At 50.0% G+C, this 15,402-nt stretch carries 13 protein-coding genes; 7 read left to right on the forward strand and 6 right to left on the reverse strand.

Going from position 1 to position 15,402, the window contains the following annotated elements:
• Positions 1-168: 168 nt before the first annotated feature.
• From ACOYW0_RS22590 to ACOYW0_RS22605, 4 genes are all read left to right on the forward strand, one after another.
• Positions 169-477 (forward strand): hypothetical protein, encoded by a 309-nt coding sequence (locus tag ACOYW0_RS22590; protein ID WP_482416001.1) that lies wholly within the window; start codon positions 169-171, stop codon positions 475-477.
• A 1,571-nt stretch (positions 478-2,048) separates the two neighbouring features.
• Positions 2,049-2,480, forward strand: coding sequence for a GNAT family N-acetyltransferase (locus ACOYW0_RS22595; protein ID WP_482416002.1), 432 nt, complete (start codon positions 2,049-2,051; stop codon positions 2,478-2,480).
• 109 nt (positions 2,481-2,589) lie between these two features.
• Positions 2,590-2,940, forward strand: coding sequence for a carboxymuconolactone decarboxylase family protein (locus ACOYW0_RS22600; RefSeq protein WP_482416003.1), 351 nt, complete (start codon positions 2,590-2,592; stop codon positions 2,938-2,940).
• Positions 2,941-3,131: 191 nt separating this feature from the next.
• Complete coding sequence (locus ACOYW0_RS22605; RefSeq protein ID WP_482416004.1) at positions 3,132-3,941, forward strand: class I SAM-dependent methyltransferase; 810 nt, start codon at positions 3,132-3,134, stop codon at positions 3,939-3,941.
• Between the two features lie 106 nt (positions 3,942-4,047).
• Here ACOYW0_RS22605 and aspA read toward each other — a convergent pair whose 3' ends face one another.
• Together aspA and ACOYW0_RS22615 are read right to left on the reverse strand one after the other, a co-directional pair.
• Positions 4,048-5,460 carry an aspartate ammonia-lyase gene (gene aspA, locus ACOYW0_RS22610; protein ID WP_482416005.1) on the reverse strand — a complete coding sequence of 471 codons (1,413 nt, stop codon included), beginning with the start codon at positions 5,458-5,460 and terminating at the stop codon, positions 4,048-4,050.
• Positions 5,461-6,088: 628 nt separating this feature from the next.
• Complete coding sequence (locus tag ACOYW0_RS22615; protein ID WP_482416006.1) at positions 6,089-7,660, reverse strand: sigma-54 interaction domain-containing protein; 1,572 nt, start codon at positions 7,658-7,660, stop codon at positions 6,089-6,091.
• 205 nt (positions 7,661-7,865) lie between these two features.
• On the opposite strand from ACOYW0_RS22615, the gene ACOYW0_RS22620 reads away from it, so the two are divergent.
• The gene (locus ACOYW0_RS22620) at positions 7,866-8,600 is read left to right on the forward strand and encodes a DUF169 domain-containing protein (RefSeq protein ID WP_482416007.1); all 735 of its coding nucleotides are present in this window, start codon (positions 7,866-7,868) and stop codon (positions 8,598-8,600) included.
• Positions 8,601-8,716: 116 nt separating this feature from the next.
• On the opposite strand, the gene codB is transcribed toward ACOYW0_RS22620, so the two are convergent.
• Both codB and ACOYW0_RS22630 read right to left on the reverse strand, forming a co-directional pair.
• Positions 8,717-9,982 carry a cytosine permease gene (gene codB / locus ACOYW0_RS22625; protein WP_092209949.1) on the reverse strand — a complete coding sequence of 422 codons (1,266 nt, stop codon included), beginning with the start codon at positions 9,980-9,982 and terminating at the stop codon, positions 8,717-8,719.
• Positions 9,983-10,267: 285 nt separating this feature from the next.
• Positions 10,268-11,251 (reverse strand): phosphoribosyltransferase, encoded by a 984-nt coding sequence (locus tag ACOYW0_RS22630; RefSeq protein WP_482416008.1) that lies wholly within the window; start codon positions 11,249-11,251, stop codon positions 10,268-10,270.
• Positions 11,252-11,730: 479 nt separating this feature from the next.
• Here ACOYW0_RS22630 and ACOYW0_RS22635 point away from each other — a divergent pair, with 479 nt between their 5' ends.
• Positions 11,731-12,537, forward strand: coding sequence for a crotonase/enoyl-CoA hydratase family protein (locus ACOYW0_RS22635; RefSeq protein WP_482416009.1), 807 nt, complete (start codon positions 11,731-11,733; stop codon positions 12,535-12,537).
• Between the two features lie 2 nt (positions 12,538-12,539).
• Positions 12,540-13,073, forward strand: coding sequence for a GNAT family N-acetyltransferase (locus ACOYW0_RS22640; RefSeq protein WP_482416010.1), 534 nt, complete (start codon positions 12,540-12,542; stop codon positions 13,071-13,073).
• Here the strand turns inward: ACOYW0_RS22640 and ACOYW0_RS22645 are convergent.
• Both ACOYW0_RS22645 and ACOYW0_RS22650 read right to left on the reverse strand, forming a co-directional pair.
• The gene (locus tag ACOYW0_RS22645; RefSeq protein ID WP_482416011.1) at positions 13,060-13,620 is read right to left on the reverse strand and encodes a hypothetical protein; all 561 of its coding nucleotides are present in this window, start codon (positions 13,618-13,620) and stop codon (positions 13,060-13,062) included. The genes ACOYW0_RS22640 and ACOYW0_RS22645 overlap by 14 nt on opposite strands.
• A 133-nt stretch (positions 13,621-13,753) precedes the next feature.
• Positions 13,754-15,202 carry an amidohydrolase family protein gene (locus ACOYW0_RS22650; protein ID WP_482416012.1) on the reverse strand — a complete coding sequence of 483 codons (1,449 nt, stop codon included), beginning with the start codon at positions 15,200-15,202 and terminating at the stop codon, positions 13,754-13,756.
• Positions 15,203-15,402: the final 200 nt, after the last annotated feature.

Here is a 15,402-nt window from a genome sequence, read left to right on the forward strand (position 1 = left end):
GCTTTAAATATATATGGTGGGCGTTGCCCCGTGTTGTGGTTTTTTTAAGGGGATTGCTTGATGCTTGGAGAGGTAAACGCCACTCCTGCAGGGCGCGAAAAACAGGAATTGGACGGATTGTCGGATTGTTTTGTTCGATGATAGTTGTCATTTATGTCGAGGACATAAGTGAAGCCATCAAACCCGCTTGTGAAAAGAATGGTACAAGGCATTTACAGTTTCATACTGTTTTGGCTTTCTGCTGGTATTACAATGGCCTTTATGTCTCTACTGATGGTTTTAAAAGACTTTTTGAAGGGATACAACATTGAAACCAATGATTTAGAAATCTTTATCGTTTTTGGCGTGTTTATAGTACTGATCCTTTATTCATTATGGCTGTCAAAAGAGGCCGCGATAGAATTTTCGGAAAATAATAGATATTTTTTAGAAGCTTTATATTCTTCATTTAAAGCATCATTTGTTTTTTATCATTAATTCCAATTATTGGATCGTTTTTTAGCAAGCACAATCAATTGACAGTATCAAGCTCAGATTCGGGAAATCTCATTCGGTCACTGGACACTCGAACTCGGTTTGATGATCTTAAAGATAACAAATAAATTGAGAGGGGGTTTTTTAACGCTGTGTTCGTGTTTCGCTTCACTTTAAAAATTCCTCATCTAAAAGGTATGGGATTGAATTTGAAATTCTATCCAACGCTTATACTTTTATCGTTGTTTTGTTCTTGTCACATTGTGGAGATCGACGACTATTGCCATGAGCCCACTCATGAAATTAGAAATAGCATAAACCATGGTAAATATAGTTAGATAGTAGGGCTATCCAATGCAGAAGTCATCATTGTACCTAATTTCAGAACGTTCTCACGGTCATATTCTCATTCTTCAGGGTGGATATATATTTTAGACAAGAAGCAAGGTCAAGTTTATATAAAAAACGTTTCTTTAAAAACAGAGTTGAAACCAGAAGAAGCCGTTGTTATGAATAAAAGTGTCAGCCTGGATCAAAAGTTAGGGGACACCCAGTATTTTTATACCCAATTGCCTGTTTTTGACTCGGATAGCTTCGACATAGAGGCATGGAATAATCAGCCCGTCATATTTTTCTCGATTACTTACTCAGTAAATTGCGGCAAATTAAAAACTAAACAATTTAAACTGCATCATAAAACCCATAAGGACATAGCATGGCCAACGTAATCCATTAACAGTCAATTTCAATGGGTTCAAAAAACACGCGCCGCTGATTTAGGGGTTGATCCTGTTGAATAAGTTATATTTTAAGATGTATATGCATTTATGACTTGTATTTGCTGGCTCTCCTCTGGGTAAACCAACGAGGTAAGCCTGGCATGATTCAAAAGTTATTCTCAATCCCAATCGGTTTTTATTGTTTACAGATTCGACAAGTAAATCATCCCCGGCACGTTTATTTATGCAATTAATCATTTTGTGGATTACAAACTTGACCTATCGATTTTTGATACGCATTTCTGAAGCGATAACTTGGGGGTCGGATTTGCAACCCTTAAGTCCTTTTAAAAATCATTATCAAACGTTATAAGTCTACTATACTAACAGCACTGATATGGAAACAGTCTTCGGATGAAAGCTTTAGTCGTAATCGGCTTCAGTCTATTCGGTATATTTCTGGTTATTGTCATTTTTGACCATGTTATCATTAAGTCTCAAAGATATAGAAACAAGATAGATCAGTTTTTCAGTTCAGAAATTACCAATAACACCGCTATTGCATATTTTTTATTTTCCGCTGTTTTATTAGGCATAGGGTGCAGCTATTTTATTAGAGAACCTGAATTTACACTGTATAGGGGGTTTCCAATTCACTCTTATACCAATGGCTTTGTATGGTTGTTCTTGGGGTTATCTCTATTTCTTAAAGTATTTAAAAAGTAGCTATCAATAATAGCCTTTTTTATTGTTGTAGTACTACATGTTGGAAGGCATGGTAAAAAGCTGCGCTCGTTACTCACTTTTCTTTTTGAGCCCTTAGCGTAGCATTATGTTTTAAAGGGGATACAAGGAATGGTAACCATCTGCAAATCAGATCGATACGCCGAGCTAATAAAACTTTTTATTGAAAATGGCTTAGAATTTACAGAAAAGGATAAAGAAATTCCAGAGACGATGGTCAAATATTGGGAAGCCGTTGATGATGAGAAGCTCATTGGAGGTTGCGTTTTGGGTATGAGGGAAGGTGTATACGTTATTGAAGGTATAGCAACCGACTCAGATTACAGGAATAAACGCGTAGGTAAACAGCTTCTTTGTGAGGCGATGACTTATCTGAAGAAAGTAGGTGCTAAGAATTTATACTTGTGTGCAAGGGCTCCCGGTTTTTTCAAAACTCAAGGTTTTTTGGTAATCGACAGAGAAGATTCACCGAGCTTTGGGTGCATGAACTGTGACCAGTTTGGTGTAAACTGTTTCCCGGAAGTAATGATAAAAAACATATAGGGCATTTAAACGACGAGGATGAGTTTATCATTCAATATTAATGAAGGGGTTACACCTCCACATTCGACACTTTGGCTCAAGTATTCAAACCTTAAAAAAGGAATATATAATGGGGGAATTGAAAGACGAATATAGCCAGATCAGTGATAATTTCTGGGAGTTGATCGACTGGCAAGGGGAGCAGGGAGAGCTCTACCAAGCCCATTACAAGAAAACGTATGAGCCTGGCGTTCTGGATACGAAGACCAAGCGGTTGATGGCAATGGGTGCCGCCATTGTGATGGGCTGTAAGGGGTGTATTTTAGGACAGACACAAAAGGCGATTGATGCAGGGGCAACACGAGATGAGATCATGGAAACCTGCTCTGTTATGCTTTCTCTTGGTGGGACCATGGCAGGGTCAAAGATTTCAATTGTCATGGAGCTCTTGAAAGAGATGGGTATGATTGAAGCGGATTGACATTGAACCAGAGCAATGCCAGTGCGTCATGGTTCATCATTTTGTCATGTTCTCTTTTGGATTCAATGATGTGAATGCAGCCGACGGAAATAAACGTTCGGCTGTTTAGAGGCGTTGGTTTGACGGTCGACTGGCACTTTGTTTCATCGATTCAAATAATTGTGATTAACATATCTTGAGGCATATCAGTAGTGGATACTGATTCATATATCCGTAGCCTTTTGGTGGCCAATCCTTTGAGAGAGTCGATTCTTCGCGGCGTGATCGAGGCAATACAGCTTCCTGCCGGAAGCAGGGGACTGGATGCGGGGTGTGGGATCGGTCTTCAGAGTTTGCTGTTGGCCGAGGCCGTAGGACCCACCGGCCATGTCACCGGGCTTGACCAAGCCTCGGGGTTATTGAATTGCGGGGAAGAACTTGTGAAAGAGGCTGGCTTTTCACAAAGGATTTCATTTCAGAAAGGGGATGTGGCCACTATTCCCTTCGACAATCATACCTTTGATTGGGCATGGAGTGCCGACTGCATTGGGTATGCTCCTTTGGAGCCGCTGCCGTTGTTGAAAGAACTCTCACGGGTGGTGAAGCCCGGTGGTATTGTGGCAATATCTGGCTGGTCTTCGGAAAATCTGCTTCCTGGATATCCTCGCTTGGAAGCCCGTCTGAGAGCAACATCGGGTGGACTTGCTCCTTTTATACACGGGAAGAAACCAGAGACGCACTTCCTGCGTGCACTGGGGTGGTTTCGTGACATAGGCTTAAAGGAACCCAGGGTAAAAACGTTTACTGATAGTTTCTATGCTCCCCTCAGCCATGAAATACGAACAGCGTTGACGGACTTGATTGAAATGCGCTGGCCGGATGCAGAGCGTGAGCTGTCATCCGATGACTTGTCAGAATTCCAACGGTTGTGCCTGCCGGACTCACCGGATTTTATTCTGAATCTTTCAGGCTATTATGCCTTTTTCACACACACACTGTTCTGGGGCTATGTTGCCGGATGACTTGCACAGACGTAGGACAGAAGGGGTAAGTGTTTGACTGTGAGAAGGCGTCTATACATTAGGGAAAAAGCCCCCGGTCATAATCCGCCGGGGGCTTTTTGTTCTGTTAGTCTTTTTTATGGAAATACCGGGGCTTGATCATGTTCTCAGGGGAGAGGATGTCGTCCAGGTCCTCTTTTTTCATATACCCCTTGGCAAGGACGATGTCGTACACTGACGTGCCGGAGGCAAGGGCCTCGTGGGCCACTTCTGTGGACTTTTCATAGCCGATATAGGGGTTCAAGGCCGTGACCAGGCCGATGCTGTTGCGGACGTAGTTGCGACAGACGTCTTCGTTGGCGGTGATGCCGTCAACACATCGGGTTGCCAGGGTTTCAAAGGCGTTGCGCAGGTACATGAGAGAGCTGAACAGGCTGTGGGCGATCACCGGTTCCATGACGTTGAGTTCCAACTGACCGGCTCCGCAGGCCATGGTAACGGTCATGTCCGCACCGGCTACATAAAAACAGGCCTGGTTGACCACCTCGGGAATGACGGGGTTGACCTTGCCCGGCATGATGGAGGACCCCGGGGCCATGGGGGGCAGGTTGATTTCGTTGAAACCGCAACGGGGGCCGGAAGACATCAGGCGCAGGTCATTGCAGATCTTGGAGACTTTCACCGCCACACGCTTGAGCACCCCGGAGAGCTGGACATACGCTCCGGTATCCTGGGTCGCTTCCACCAGGTTTTCGGCCTTGATCAGGTTGATGCCCAGCAATTTGGACAGCTTTTCCGTCACCAGATCCGCATATTCGGGATGGGCGTTCAAGCCCGTGCCGATGGCGGTGGCCCCCATGTTGATCTCACGCACCAGGTCCGTTGTTTCCTGCAGGCGCATCATGTCTTCACCGAGCATCACGGCGTATACGGAAAATTCCTGTCCCAACGTCATGGGCACGGCGTCCTGGAGCTGAGTACGCCCCATCTTGATGATGTCCTTGAACTCCTCGGCCTTTTTTTCAAAGGACTTTTTCAAAAATGCCATGGCCTCGATAAGTTGGCGTATTTTGGCAATCAAGGTGATACGCATGGCTGTGGGGTACACGTCATTGGTGGACTGGGACATGTTCACATCAATGTTCGGGTGCAGGAACTCGTACTCACCGCAGCGATGGCCCATGCCTTCCAGGCCGAGGTTGGCGATGACCTCGTTGGCGCACATGTTGGTGGAGGTTCCTGCACCGCCCTGGATCACGTCGACCACAAACTGATCGTAGTACTTCCCTTCCAGGATCTTTTCACAGGCCAGTGTGATGTGTTTTGACTTGTCTTCCTCCAGCAACCCCAGCTCACAGTTGGCCTGGGCTGCGGCCATTTTGATATATGCCAGGGAGTCGATCAGCTGGGGATAATGGCTGATGGGAATGTTGCTGATTTTGTAGTTTTCAGCAGCTCTCAGGGTCTGGATGCCGTAATAGCATTCACAGGGGACTTCTCTTTCACCGATGCAATCATGCTCAAGACGATAACTTTTCACTGCATTTCCTTCTTACTATCACTGTGTTCCTGTTTCCCGGGGCCAACAGCACATGTTGATCTGCCGGGGAATATATCAATAGGGTACAGGGTGGTTCCGTGTACTGGATCCCATTCACTTCATTTCTTTCTTTCAGCTACCAGAAACGGTCGCTTGAGAGAAGGGGGCAGGCATGCATATTTGATACTATCCTCTTTGAAAGAGTCTCCCAGGGAACTAACATGCTAAAATAGCATTGTTAATTTTTTTGCTTATTTTTAGAATAATTTGTTTTGGCTTTGCAGAAAAACAGATCGCTATGAATCGGCGATCAGGCTTTATAGACGTGGGAATCTTCCCGCCACTCAGGCGGTTTGGCGGGATCGAAAGGTGAGGATCCCCATTTTTTAATTCCCGGGTTTACCCCCACGGGAACTGACGCCGAAGGCTTGGTGCCAATCGAACCCGTTCCTCTTCTGATGATTCAGTCATCGAAAATGACGATCACAGAAGCCTGGGTGAGCTGGCTTTGCATGGCCAAAATGCAAGAGGGACGTGGGGGGAGAAAAAGTTTTAAGGAGGGGCGTGGACGGCATGCTCTCCATGAAGCAGTTTACGCAATGGTATCCCTTGCGGCGATGTCCCAACTCTACGAGGGCTTTGTGGCTTTTGTTCTATGGAACCGGATGTTGAGCTTTTTTATTTTACTTCTCAGGGTGTTCGGCTTCATGTTCAGGAGTTTTGCAGCGCCATTGGGGCCTTCTATGCGCCCGCCTGTGCGCTTTAACACCTTGACGATGTATTGTGAAATCATGTCATCAAAGGGGATAATGTCATCATCGTTTTTATCCCTTTGGATTTCCGAGGCGTTACGTGTGGCAGAATTGATATGCAGGTGATCAAAGGTGAGTGGGGTGTTGCGGTTTAGAATCAACGCTCTTTCGATGACATTCGAAAGTTCTCGTACATTGCCGGGCCAGTCATAGTCCATCAACTGATCCATGGCCCGGGGGGCAAGTCTTTGAGGCGGGTAAAGATTTAAATCTTTTGCTTTTTTTTCGATAAAGTAATGGGCCAGGGCCGGGATATCCTCTTTTCTCTTCCTTAAAGGGGGAATGTGAATAGGGAAAACGTTTAGTCTGAAGTAGAGATCCTCACGAAATGTGCCGGATTTAATCAACTCATCCATATCTCGATGGGTTGCAGCAATAATACGTGTATCCACAGGAATTGTTCGGGTGCCTCCCAGGCGTTCGATTTCTTTGAACTGGATAGCCCGTAACAACCTGACCTGGGCAACCAGGGAGAGCTCGCCGACTTCATCTAAAAAAAGAGTGCCGGAGTCAGCGCGTTCGAATTTTCCTCTTTTTTGGGAAACAGCACCGGTAAATGCGCCTTTCTCATGGCCAAAAAGCTCAGAGTCTATAAGGTTTTCCGGGATAGCCCCGCAGTTAACCTTGACAACCGGTCCTTCGTGTCTTTTTGAAAACTGGTGAATAGCATTTGCAATGACATCTTTGCCTGTGCCTGTCTCCCCAAGAAGCATCACGGGGCTTTCCACTTCAGCCACATGCCGGGCAAGGGTCATGACCTCTTTTAAGCCGGACTCCGCGCCAATGATTTTATCCCCCGAGATTTTCATCAGTTCAAGGTAGAGCCTCTGGGTCTCTTTTTTGAAATTTTCCGAGCGGTTCTGTACGTCACGGTGTCTCAGGGCATTGGACATGGCCATCGAAAATGGCTCCTTTACTGCTGAAAAGAGCTTTGCATGGTCTGCTGTGTAGGCATGTTGAGAAAAAGAGTACAGGGAAATCGTTGCAGGAAAACTGTCCTCAAAGTCCACCGGCAGGACAAGATTGGATGCTTCCTTGAGGTTAAGGACTTTGGCAAAATCCTTACTGATGGGATTTATGTTCGGTGCATTGAAAATCAGGACATCGTCAATTTTTTTATTCTCTTTTTTCTCAAAATACCGTTGCTCTTCTTCTATGGATTCAGGTGAGAACGGAATAAGAATATCCTGAATTTGGACCCCTTCTTTTGTTACCCTGACAATACTGACTGTGGCGCCGTTAGGTTCGGTAATATCGAATTGAAGACCATCTGCCGGGATGTATTTCCTGATATACTGAAAGCACTTAAAGAGCGCCTTTTCAAGGTCAAGGCTGCTGCAAAGGCTTAGCGTTACATTTCGGAAAAATTGGTGTTTATCAACCGTCATCTGAACCCCCTTTACATGAACCGGACAAAAGAGCCACGATATTAAATAGTTTATCATGTAGCCATGAAATTTAGTAGCTGAAAGCCATTTAATATCGTGGTTTTGAAAATTGTGTCTCGATATTAATCGTATTTACAGTCTCTTATGTTTTGGCATGTCTTTTGAAACAATAGATATCAACTTTTAAACACAAGGGGAATCTTAAATGAATTCAGAAATAGTAAAAGAGAGCCTGAGGAAATTTTCAGAAGTCGTGTCTTTTAATTACCCTGCCATCGGTTGGTATTTTTCACCTGAAGAGATAGAAGGCTCGTTTGTTTATCAAAAGGAACGATGGGTGTGCATGTTCATGTATCTGAAAATGATGATGAAACAGGGAAAAAGAATCCGGTTTTCAGAGGATAACGGCAAGGCATGCACCGGCTCGACGGAATATTTTGGATTTGCAGAACTGGAAGATGACGGGGGCGAATTTTTAGCGGAAACTGAACGGTTTTTTAAAAATCTCGAGCTTTCAAAGGCATATACCCGTGAGTCGTCAACCCTTATCCAGCCGCCAAAAGAAAAATACCTGTACATGGAACAAGTCGAAAAGATCGATAAAAACAGGGAAATTGAGGTCGTGAATATTTTTCCGGCGGATCTCACCAACCTGACAAAGCTTGTCACCCTGTCAGGCTACGACAGCACGGCAAGTTTGATGGACAATGTGTTGATTCCCAACTGTTCGGGGTGTCAGTCTGTCTTTACGCTTCCCTATAATGAAAAATTTCAGGAGCACCCCAGGAGTATCGTCGGGTTCATGGAGCCCATGGTCAGGAATTTTGTTCCTGAAGACATGGTGTCCTTTTCGTTGCCTTCCACTCGTTTTGTTGAAATGGCGAACAATATTGAAGGCAGTTTTCTTGATAAAAATTTCAACAATCCCAAAGGTTTTTGATTCTTTGCCGCCGGATCAAAGGCATATCGGCGTTATCAGCCATAAAAAACCGATGCCCACGGGAGTGCGGGCATCGGTTTTTTGCGTTTTATGTGTGTCGCTGATTTGCTTATGAATTAAGCCGCTTCGCTTTCAGGTCTTTCGCCGTTTTTGATGAGTCCCATCACATGTTCAGCCACAAGGTAGACACCCACGGCGGCCAGGACGCTGTTGACCGGGGCGATGCCGGGGATCACCCTGGCGGCTGCCACGCCTGCGGCCCAGGCCAGGATGGCGGTGGGTCGGATGGTTTCGAAGCGGGTTTTGTCCAGATGGCCGTAGAGCCGCTTTCGGACCATGAAGTAGTCTGCGATGAGGATGCCGCCGATGGAGGGGAGCATGGTGTTCAGAAAGGCGAGCCAACCCACGAAGTTGTTGTAAAGGTAAAGGGCGGCAAGGGTTCCCACCACGCCGTTGGCCAGGACCACCCATTTTTTGGGCAGGCCGGTGATGTTGGAGAAACCGAGGCCTGAGGCATAAAGGGCGTTGTCGTTGGTGGTCCAGATGTTGAGCCCCAGGATGACCATGGCCCAGACGATCATGCCCTGTTTCAGGAGCACGTCGGAGATATCCGCCTGCTGGTAGAAAGCCGCGCCCACGGCGCCGAAGAGAAACATGAGGCTGTTGCCGAGGAAAAAGGCCATGACCGTGGTGGAGACGGCGGTTTTGGTGTTCTTGGAAAACCGCGTGAAGTCCGGGGTGAGGGTGCCGCCGCTGATGAAGGAGGCCACACAGATGCCGATGGCCGTGAACAGGCCCATGGGCTCGGCAGGGACCATGGAAAACCAGGCGTCCAGGCCGCCGAAGTCGGTGAAGGCCTTGCCCACGGAGAAGCTGCCCAGGACGGCGATGGAGGGCACGGCGATGAAACTTAAGATGGTCAGCGCGCGGATGCCGAACCAGGCCGTGGCCGTCATGACAAGGCCCGAGGCCAGGATGAGGGCGTGAATGTTCCAGCCGGTGACCTTCTGGACGGGCAGGGCGAACATGGCAACCCCCACGCCGAACCATCCCACCTGGGTGATGGACAGGAGAAAGGAGGGGAGGTAAGAGCCTTTTTCCCCAAAGGAGAACCGGGCAAGCAAATGGGTTGAGAGACCGGTTTTGGCGGCGATGGCCGCAAGCAGGCCCGTGTAGCAGCCCAGAAGCAGGTTGCCGGTCATCACCGTGGCGATGAGCTGCCAGGCGGTGAGCCCGGTGCCGAGCTTTCCGCCGGACCACATGCTGGCGGAAAAAAAGGTAAAGCCGAGCATCACCACCAGCATGGGCCAGAACCCTTTGCGGTGGGAATCGGCGACATGGGTGAGGGCGAAATCAGCGTCTGTTGTGTGGTCTTTCTTCATCTGTTTCTCCTAAAAGATGGACAAAAAGCGTGCCTCCGGCAGGCAGGGGATGAATCCCCTGCACCCCGGGTTCGCAAATGCTCCGTGCCTTCGTTCCTCAGGTACGTCACATTTGCTGACGGGCTTTGCCCGTGACAAGCCGCAAAAACGTTTCGGTTGCAAACGAATCGTCATGATGCGTGGAGGTTACCGTAAACCTCAGGACTCGTTTTGTTTTAAATGCCTGTTTGTCTAACTTTTTAAAAGTTTGTCCCCCGGCAGGGTTGCCGGAGGCGTTTTTCCCTATCAGGCGTCAAGCTGTGATATCTGCTTTCGGCAGATATCGGTCAGGTTCACTTCGCCAAACTGTCCTGCGTCGAGTTCGGGGAAGCGTTCTTCGAGCAGCTCGGCAAAGCCCATGCCTTTTTCTGCCAGGGCCAGGGTTTCGCCCCAGTATTCTGTGAGGTCCGCGATGTACTCCGGGGTCCAGAAGGCACGGGAACCCGCATCGTAAATGGCGCAGCGCTGGATGGGGTAGGAGGGGTCTTCGTACTGGGACTCGATGAACTCCGGTGCCATGAGGGCGCCCTTGCGCAGGAGGTCGGTGCCGGTGATCTTGATGGTGAGGGGCGTCTCCTCCGTGGGCACCACAAAGCGTCCTTCCAGGTAGATGAGGGTGGTGCCTTCGTAGGAGGGAAACCGTTTGCGGCACATGGCATCGGCCGCTTCCAGGATCTCCTCGGCACGGGGCCCGCCGAAGGTGAAGAAGACGATGGATCGCAGGGCGGTTCCCTGCTTTTCGGCTTCTGCCACCAGTGCTTTCATGGCATGCTCCAGGCTGGTGCCGGTGGCCACCACATCCCCGATGACGATGCTGGCGGTTTTGGGCATGTAGACCTTGCTGTATTCACTCTCCATGATGTGCCAGTTCTCGGGATCACCGTCCACGCGGGCGCGCTGGGCGCTGATAAAGGAGCAACCGTGGCGGTTCCAGCCGAAGGCGTCGGCCAGGGCTTCCCGGAGGCCGAAGTTAAGGCCGCCGCGGAGGATATCAAAGACGATGGTTTCGTCTTCGGTGAGGCAGGTTCGCTTTTTGGTGTTGAGGATGGACAGAACACGCGTGCAGGCGGCCTTCAGGCGACGGGTGTAGTCGACTCCCATGACTCTGGGATCGTTGGCGATGGCACGTGTTTCCGGGGTGGAGACAACAAGTCGGTTGACCGTTGACGGGGTATGGTCTTCAATGCGGTGAATGGCGCAATCGGGGGTGTTGACGACGGGGTGCAGCATGGGCAGTTCTCCTTGGGCGTTGTACGATCCGCCATGGTCTGCCATGGCGGAGCCCGCCGCAGGGCGTTCCCGCTGAGTGCGGCAAAGGGAGTTGCACCGTAAGGTTTTCTCCAGGCACAAAAAAACCCGCGCGATGACGGGTACCCTGAGCCGGTGCCGACAAAAGAGCACCATGCTGCGAGCTTACGCTTTTTAATCGGAGATTCTTTCGGTGTCAAGTCTTCTGTCATGAAAAAATGCATCGGCCTCTTCTGGAAGGTGAGGGCACGGCCCTGCCCGCTGCATCTTCCAGGCCATATGGCACAACTCCTTGATGGCGCGGGGTTTTTCATTTTCGGTGAAATATGGGGCCTGGTTTGCTACAGTATCTGAGACAACGGCCCGGCCTCACATCAGCCCGGATATTTCACGGCCTGCTTGCCATGTATCCGGCCACGGCGGGTTACCGGAAAGGCTCACTTGATGGGAAAGGAGAGACCATGAACGGGTTTACCGACATTTGCGTGGAGCAAAACGGGCGGGTTGTGACGGCAACCCTGAATCGCCCGGAGAGTCGCAACGCCATCACCGGAGAGACCATAGTGGAGGACCTATGCAGGCTGGTGGACGAGGTCAACAAAGATCCCGGCATCAGCGTCCTGGTGTTGACGGGAAGCGATCCTGCCTTTTCATCCGGGGGCAACATCAAGGACATGGCCGGGAAAAAGGGCATGTTTGCAGGGGAGGGGCCGGAGCTGGTGGCCCGGTACAAGAATTATGTCCAGCGAATCCCCCTGGCCATGGAAACCCTGGAGATTCCGGTTATTGCAGCCGTCAACGGACCGGCCGTGGGGGCCGGATTCGATCTGACCCTCATGTGCGACCTGCGCATCGCCTCGGAGCGGGCGACATTCGGGGAGACTTTTCTCAACGTTGGGTTGATCCCCGGTGACGGCGGGGCCTGGCTCCTGCCACGGGTCCTGGGCATGGCCAAGGCCTGCGAACTTGCCTTTACCGCAGAGGTCATCGACGCCCAGCGCGCCCTGGAGATGGGGGTGGTCTCCCGTGTGGTGCCCCACGAAACCCTGATGAAGGAAGCTGCGGCCCTGGCCGAAACCATTGCGGCCAAGCCGCCCCGGGCCCTGCGCATGACCAAGCGGCTTCTCAAGATGGGTCGGAACACGGATCTGCCTGATTTTTTGGAAACCTGCGCCCTGATGCAGGCCCAGTGCCACGGCTCTGAAGACCACAAAGAGGCCCTTGCGGCCATGTTTGAAAAACGAGAGCCCCGCTTTACAGGAAAGTGACCATGGGATTCAACCTGATCAAAGGAGAGCTTTATCCGGTGTCCGGGCTGTGCCCGGACGGATTTCGGACCCCGCGCCTTGCCGTGTCTCCCTTTGTCCCTTCGGATGTCGCAGGCATGGAGACGGGGTTTGACTCGCCGTCTGTCTGGAGGTTTTCACGGGGCATCGACTCGGCTGCGTCTGCCGGAGAGTGGCTGGTCTCTACCCTGGAAGATGCCACACAGGCGGCCTTTACTGTTCGGATACGGGAGACCGGCGAACTGGCGGGGTTTTGCGTGCTGTTGCCTTTCGGCAAGGATCGTGTGGAGGCGGGGGGCTGGCTCTCGTCGCAGTTCTGGCGCCGGGGCCTGGGCCGTGAGCTTCTGGATGCGTTGACTCAGCATACCTCAGATCCAAAGGGCCATTGCCCCCTGGTGGCCGATGTGGATCCGGAGAACAAGGCGGCCTGCTCTCTCCTTGCCTCCGCAGGGTTTGTGGCCCGCGGAGGTCTCTGGACGCACCATTCGGTCTCTGAGCGTGGGGCTATCGCCACTTGAATACCAGGTCGTAATCGGAGGTTGTTTCCACCGACGTGTCTGCGTCCTTGATAAAGACCTGCTTCTCATCGGACACCGGGTAGGTGAGGTACTCCGAACACTTGGCGGACTGTCCGGTGCCTACGACAATTTTTGTTCCGGGCTTCAACCTGCCCACCACCAGTTTGTCTAATGGGGACCACTGGTAGCAGATTTCACAACCCGAGCGATAGGCGGAGACCAGCCCCGTGGGCTTGCTGAAGGACCACCACTGGCCCATTTTGCTGTGCGGGTTTGTGCTGTTCCACGCTCGGTAGATGGTAATGTCTGAATTTTCTTTGGCCACATACACCTGGCCCCAGCACAGTTTGCCCTTGTCGGGCGCTCCCAGTGCAAGATCCAATAACACACTGTCTTCTGCCTCCCTGAACTGGTCTTTTAATGCCGATGGAATGTCCGTATCTCCGAGACAATCCGGCGTTAAGACCATGGTGACGGTTTTGTTGTCCATGGAAGAGCAGCCAAAGGCAAATAAGACAGAGAGTAAAAGAAGTGTTTTTTTCATCATGGGGTACCTGTGGTTGGGGTGTTGTTGTCATGCGGCGGGGCCGGCGGATGGACGGCGGGTTTTGACGGGATGGTCTCCAGAGCAGTGTCAGCAAGGACACATGGGGTCGAGGGGCCCATCCCGTCAGCACGGATTATTTCATCATTGAAGCGGAATACTCAGACATTTCGGCTTCGAAGGATTCAAAGCGAAGGTCAAGGGACCGAAGCAATGAATCTTTATCTTCTTTAGAAAGAAAAGAGTGGTGAATACTGTTGTATACATACGCTTTGATTGCTTTGTAGCTGGGTTTATATCGTTCCGCCAGCAACACGTACTCACCGGTCAAATTGTTTCTGGAAACCCCGGAATCATCCGTGCAGATAACCATCGGGACGCCGTAGGCGGAATAGATAAGATACGGGTGGGTGTTGCCTTTGACGCCCAGGATAAATTCATTGCTTGTGAGGCAGATCTCCACGGCAGCGTTTTCTTTGATTTCCTGCAACAGACCAACGGGGTCCTCTTCATAAGGCAAGTCCACGCCATGCCCGATCCTCTGGGCCTTGGCGACCTGTATTGCCTGGGAAATATGGAAGGTGAGATTTTTGGGGCGCACCATGCCAAGGGTCAGCTCCCCGGCATGCAGTGACCTGTTAACGTTCGGGAATTTTGCATGCAAATATGCAAACATCTGCATATGCAAGGCGTAGTCCTTGATGGCAACAACGCCGTTTTCTGGGCCGACGATGTTGACGCCAACAAGGAGGTCGGATTGATCAACCGCTTTAAAGGCTGAGTAAAGTGTGGAAAAGACGATGCTTGGCGGGCTGTTCCTTGATGCGTATGTCTGGTAACGCATCATAAATTGGTCGTCATCTATGCCCGCATGAGCCGCGTTCAATGTGGCGATGAATGCGTCGACTTTCGTCTTAAGCCCATCATCTGCATCTATTTTTGAGGACAGCTCGTCAAAAAGAGCCCAGTTGGACGTATGGCCGGTGGCCTGTCTGATGTGTTTATCGAAGGACGTATCCGCAAGCGAATAACCGACGGATTTAAGCATCACCTCGATAAAACTGACATTTTCTTTGATGGCCCGCTCTTTTAAAATCATCAGCCCTTTATTGTAATTTTGGGCGATGGGACCAAAGTAACCGAAGGTGTCGAAAAAGTTTTGGTCGGGGGGCGGCTGTGAGTGGTAATGGTTGTGGTAGTCTTTGTCTGACCAGAGCGTTAAAAGGGTCCGGTAGAGTCTGGTGTCGGAACGTAATTCATCAACAGACAGACTGGTGTCCGTCTTTACTTTGCTGATATGAAGTGTCTCTTTGTCTATCCAGTAACCGGCCTCCTCGACCCAATCCAGGTATGTTTCCGCGTAGATACTTCCTGAATAATGGTTGTGCAGGTCGCCACCCTTGGGCATTTTGGACATGAAGAGGGTGAGTTGGGCGGTGTTCGGTGCCTCACCTTCGATCAATTTGTCGTACAGCAACGCTGTTTTCCGTTCATTGTCGGCATCAGCATTTGATTTGATATCGAAGGTCGAACATCCGACGATCGCCAACATTGCAACCATGATTGTGCATATTCTAAACTTCATCTCTCTCCCCAAATCATTACGACACATTCGTCACTGCCGACGCTGGTACCCGCAGGCTTGTATGCCCGGCACAGGCAAGATCTTCGTCGATACGTCCTTTAAGAGGGAATACTACCGGCCAGAAAACGATTTAACATAAGTACTAACTTAAGACAAGGCTGGCCTGGATGAAGTCATTTGGCGGGATGCGGAGCGAAGGG

The organism is Desulfoluna sp. HI9BLuna, assembly GCF_056829775.1.

What these genes read in the sequence shown, in the direction of transcription:
- ACOYW0_RS22595 (WP_482416002.1), top strand. Translation starts at nt 2,049, where the DNA reads ATGGTAACCATCTGCAAATCAGATCGATACGCCGAGCTAATAAAACTT.
- ACOYW0_RS22600 (WP_482416003.1), top strand. Translation starts at nt 2,590, where the DNA reads ATGGGGGAATTGAAAGACGAATATAGCCAGATCAGTGATAATTTCTGG.
- ACOYW0_RS22615 (WP_482416006.1), bottom strand. Translation starts at nt 7,660, where the DNA reads ATGACGGTTGATAAACACCAATTTTTCCGAAATGTAACGCTAAGCCTT.
- ACOYW0_RS22620 (WP_482416007.1), top strand. Translation starts at nt 7,866, where the DNA reads ATGAATTCAGAAATAGTAAAAGAGAGCCTGAGGAAATTTTCAGAAGTC.
- codB (WP_092209949.1), bottom strand. Translation starts at nt 9,982, where the DNA reads ATGAAGAAAGACCACACAACAGACGCTGATTTCGCCCTCACCCATGTC.
- ACOYW0_RS22630 (WP_482416008.1), bottom strand. Translation starts at nt 11,251, where the DNA reads ATGCTGCACCCCGTCGTCAACACCCCCGATTGCGCCATTCACCGCATT.
- ACOYW0_RS22635 (WP_482416009.1), top strand. Translation starts at nt 11,731, where the DNA reads ATGAACGGGTTTACCGACATTTGCGTGGAGCAAAACGGGCGGGTTGTG.
- ACOYW0_RS22640 (WP_482416010.1), top strand. Translation starts at nt 12,540, where the DNA reads ATGGGATTCAACCTGATCAAAGGAGAGCTTTATCCGGTGTCCGGGCTG.
- ACOYW0_RS22645 (WP_482416011.1), bottom strand. Translation starts at nt 13,620, where the DNA reads ATGATGAAAAAAACACTTCTTTTACTCTCTGTCTTATTTGCCTTTGGC.
- ACOYW0_RS22650 (WP_482416012.1), bottom strand. Translation starts at nt 15,202, where the DNA reads ATGAAGTTTAGAATATGCACAATCATGGTTGCAATGTTGGCGATCGTC.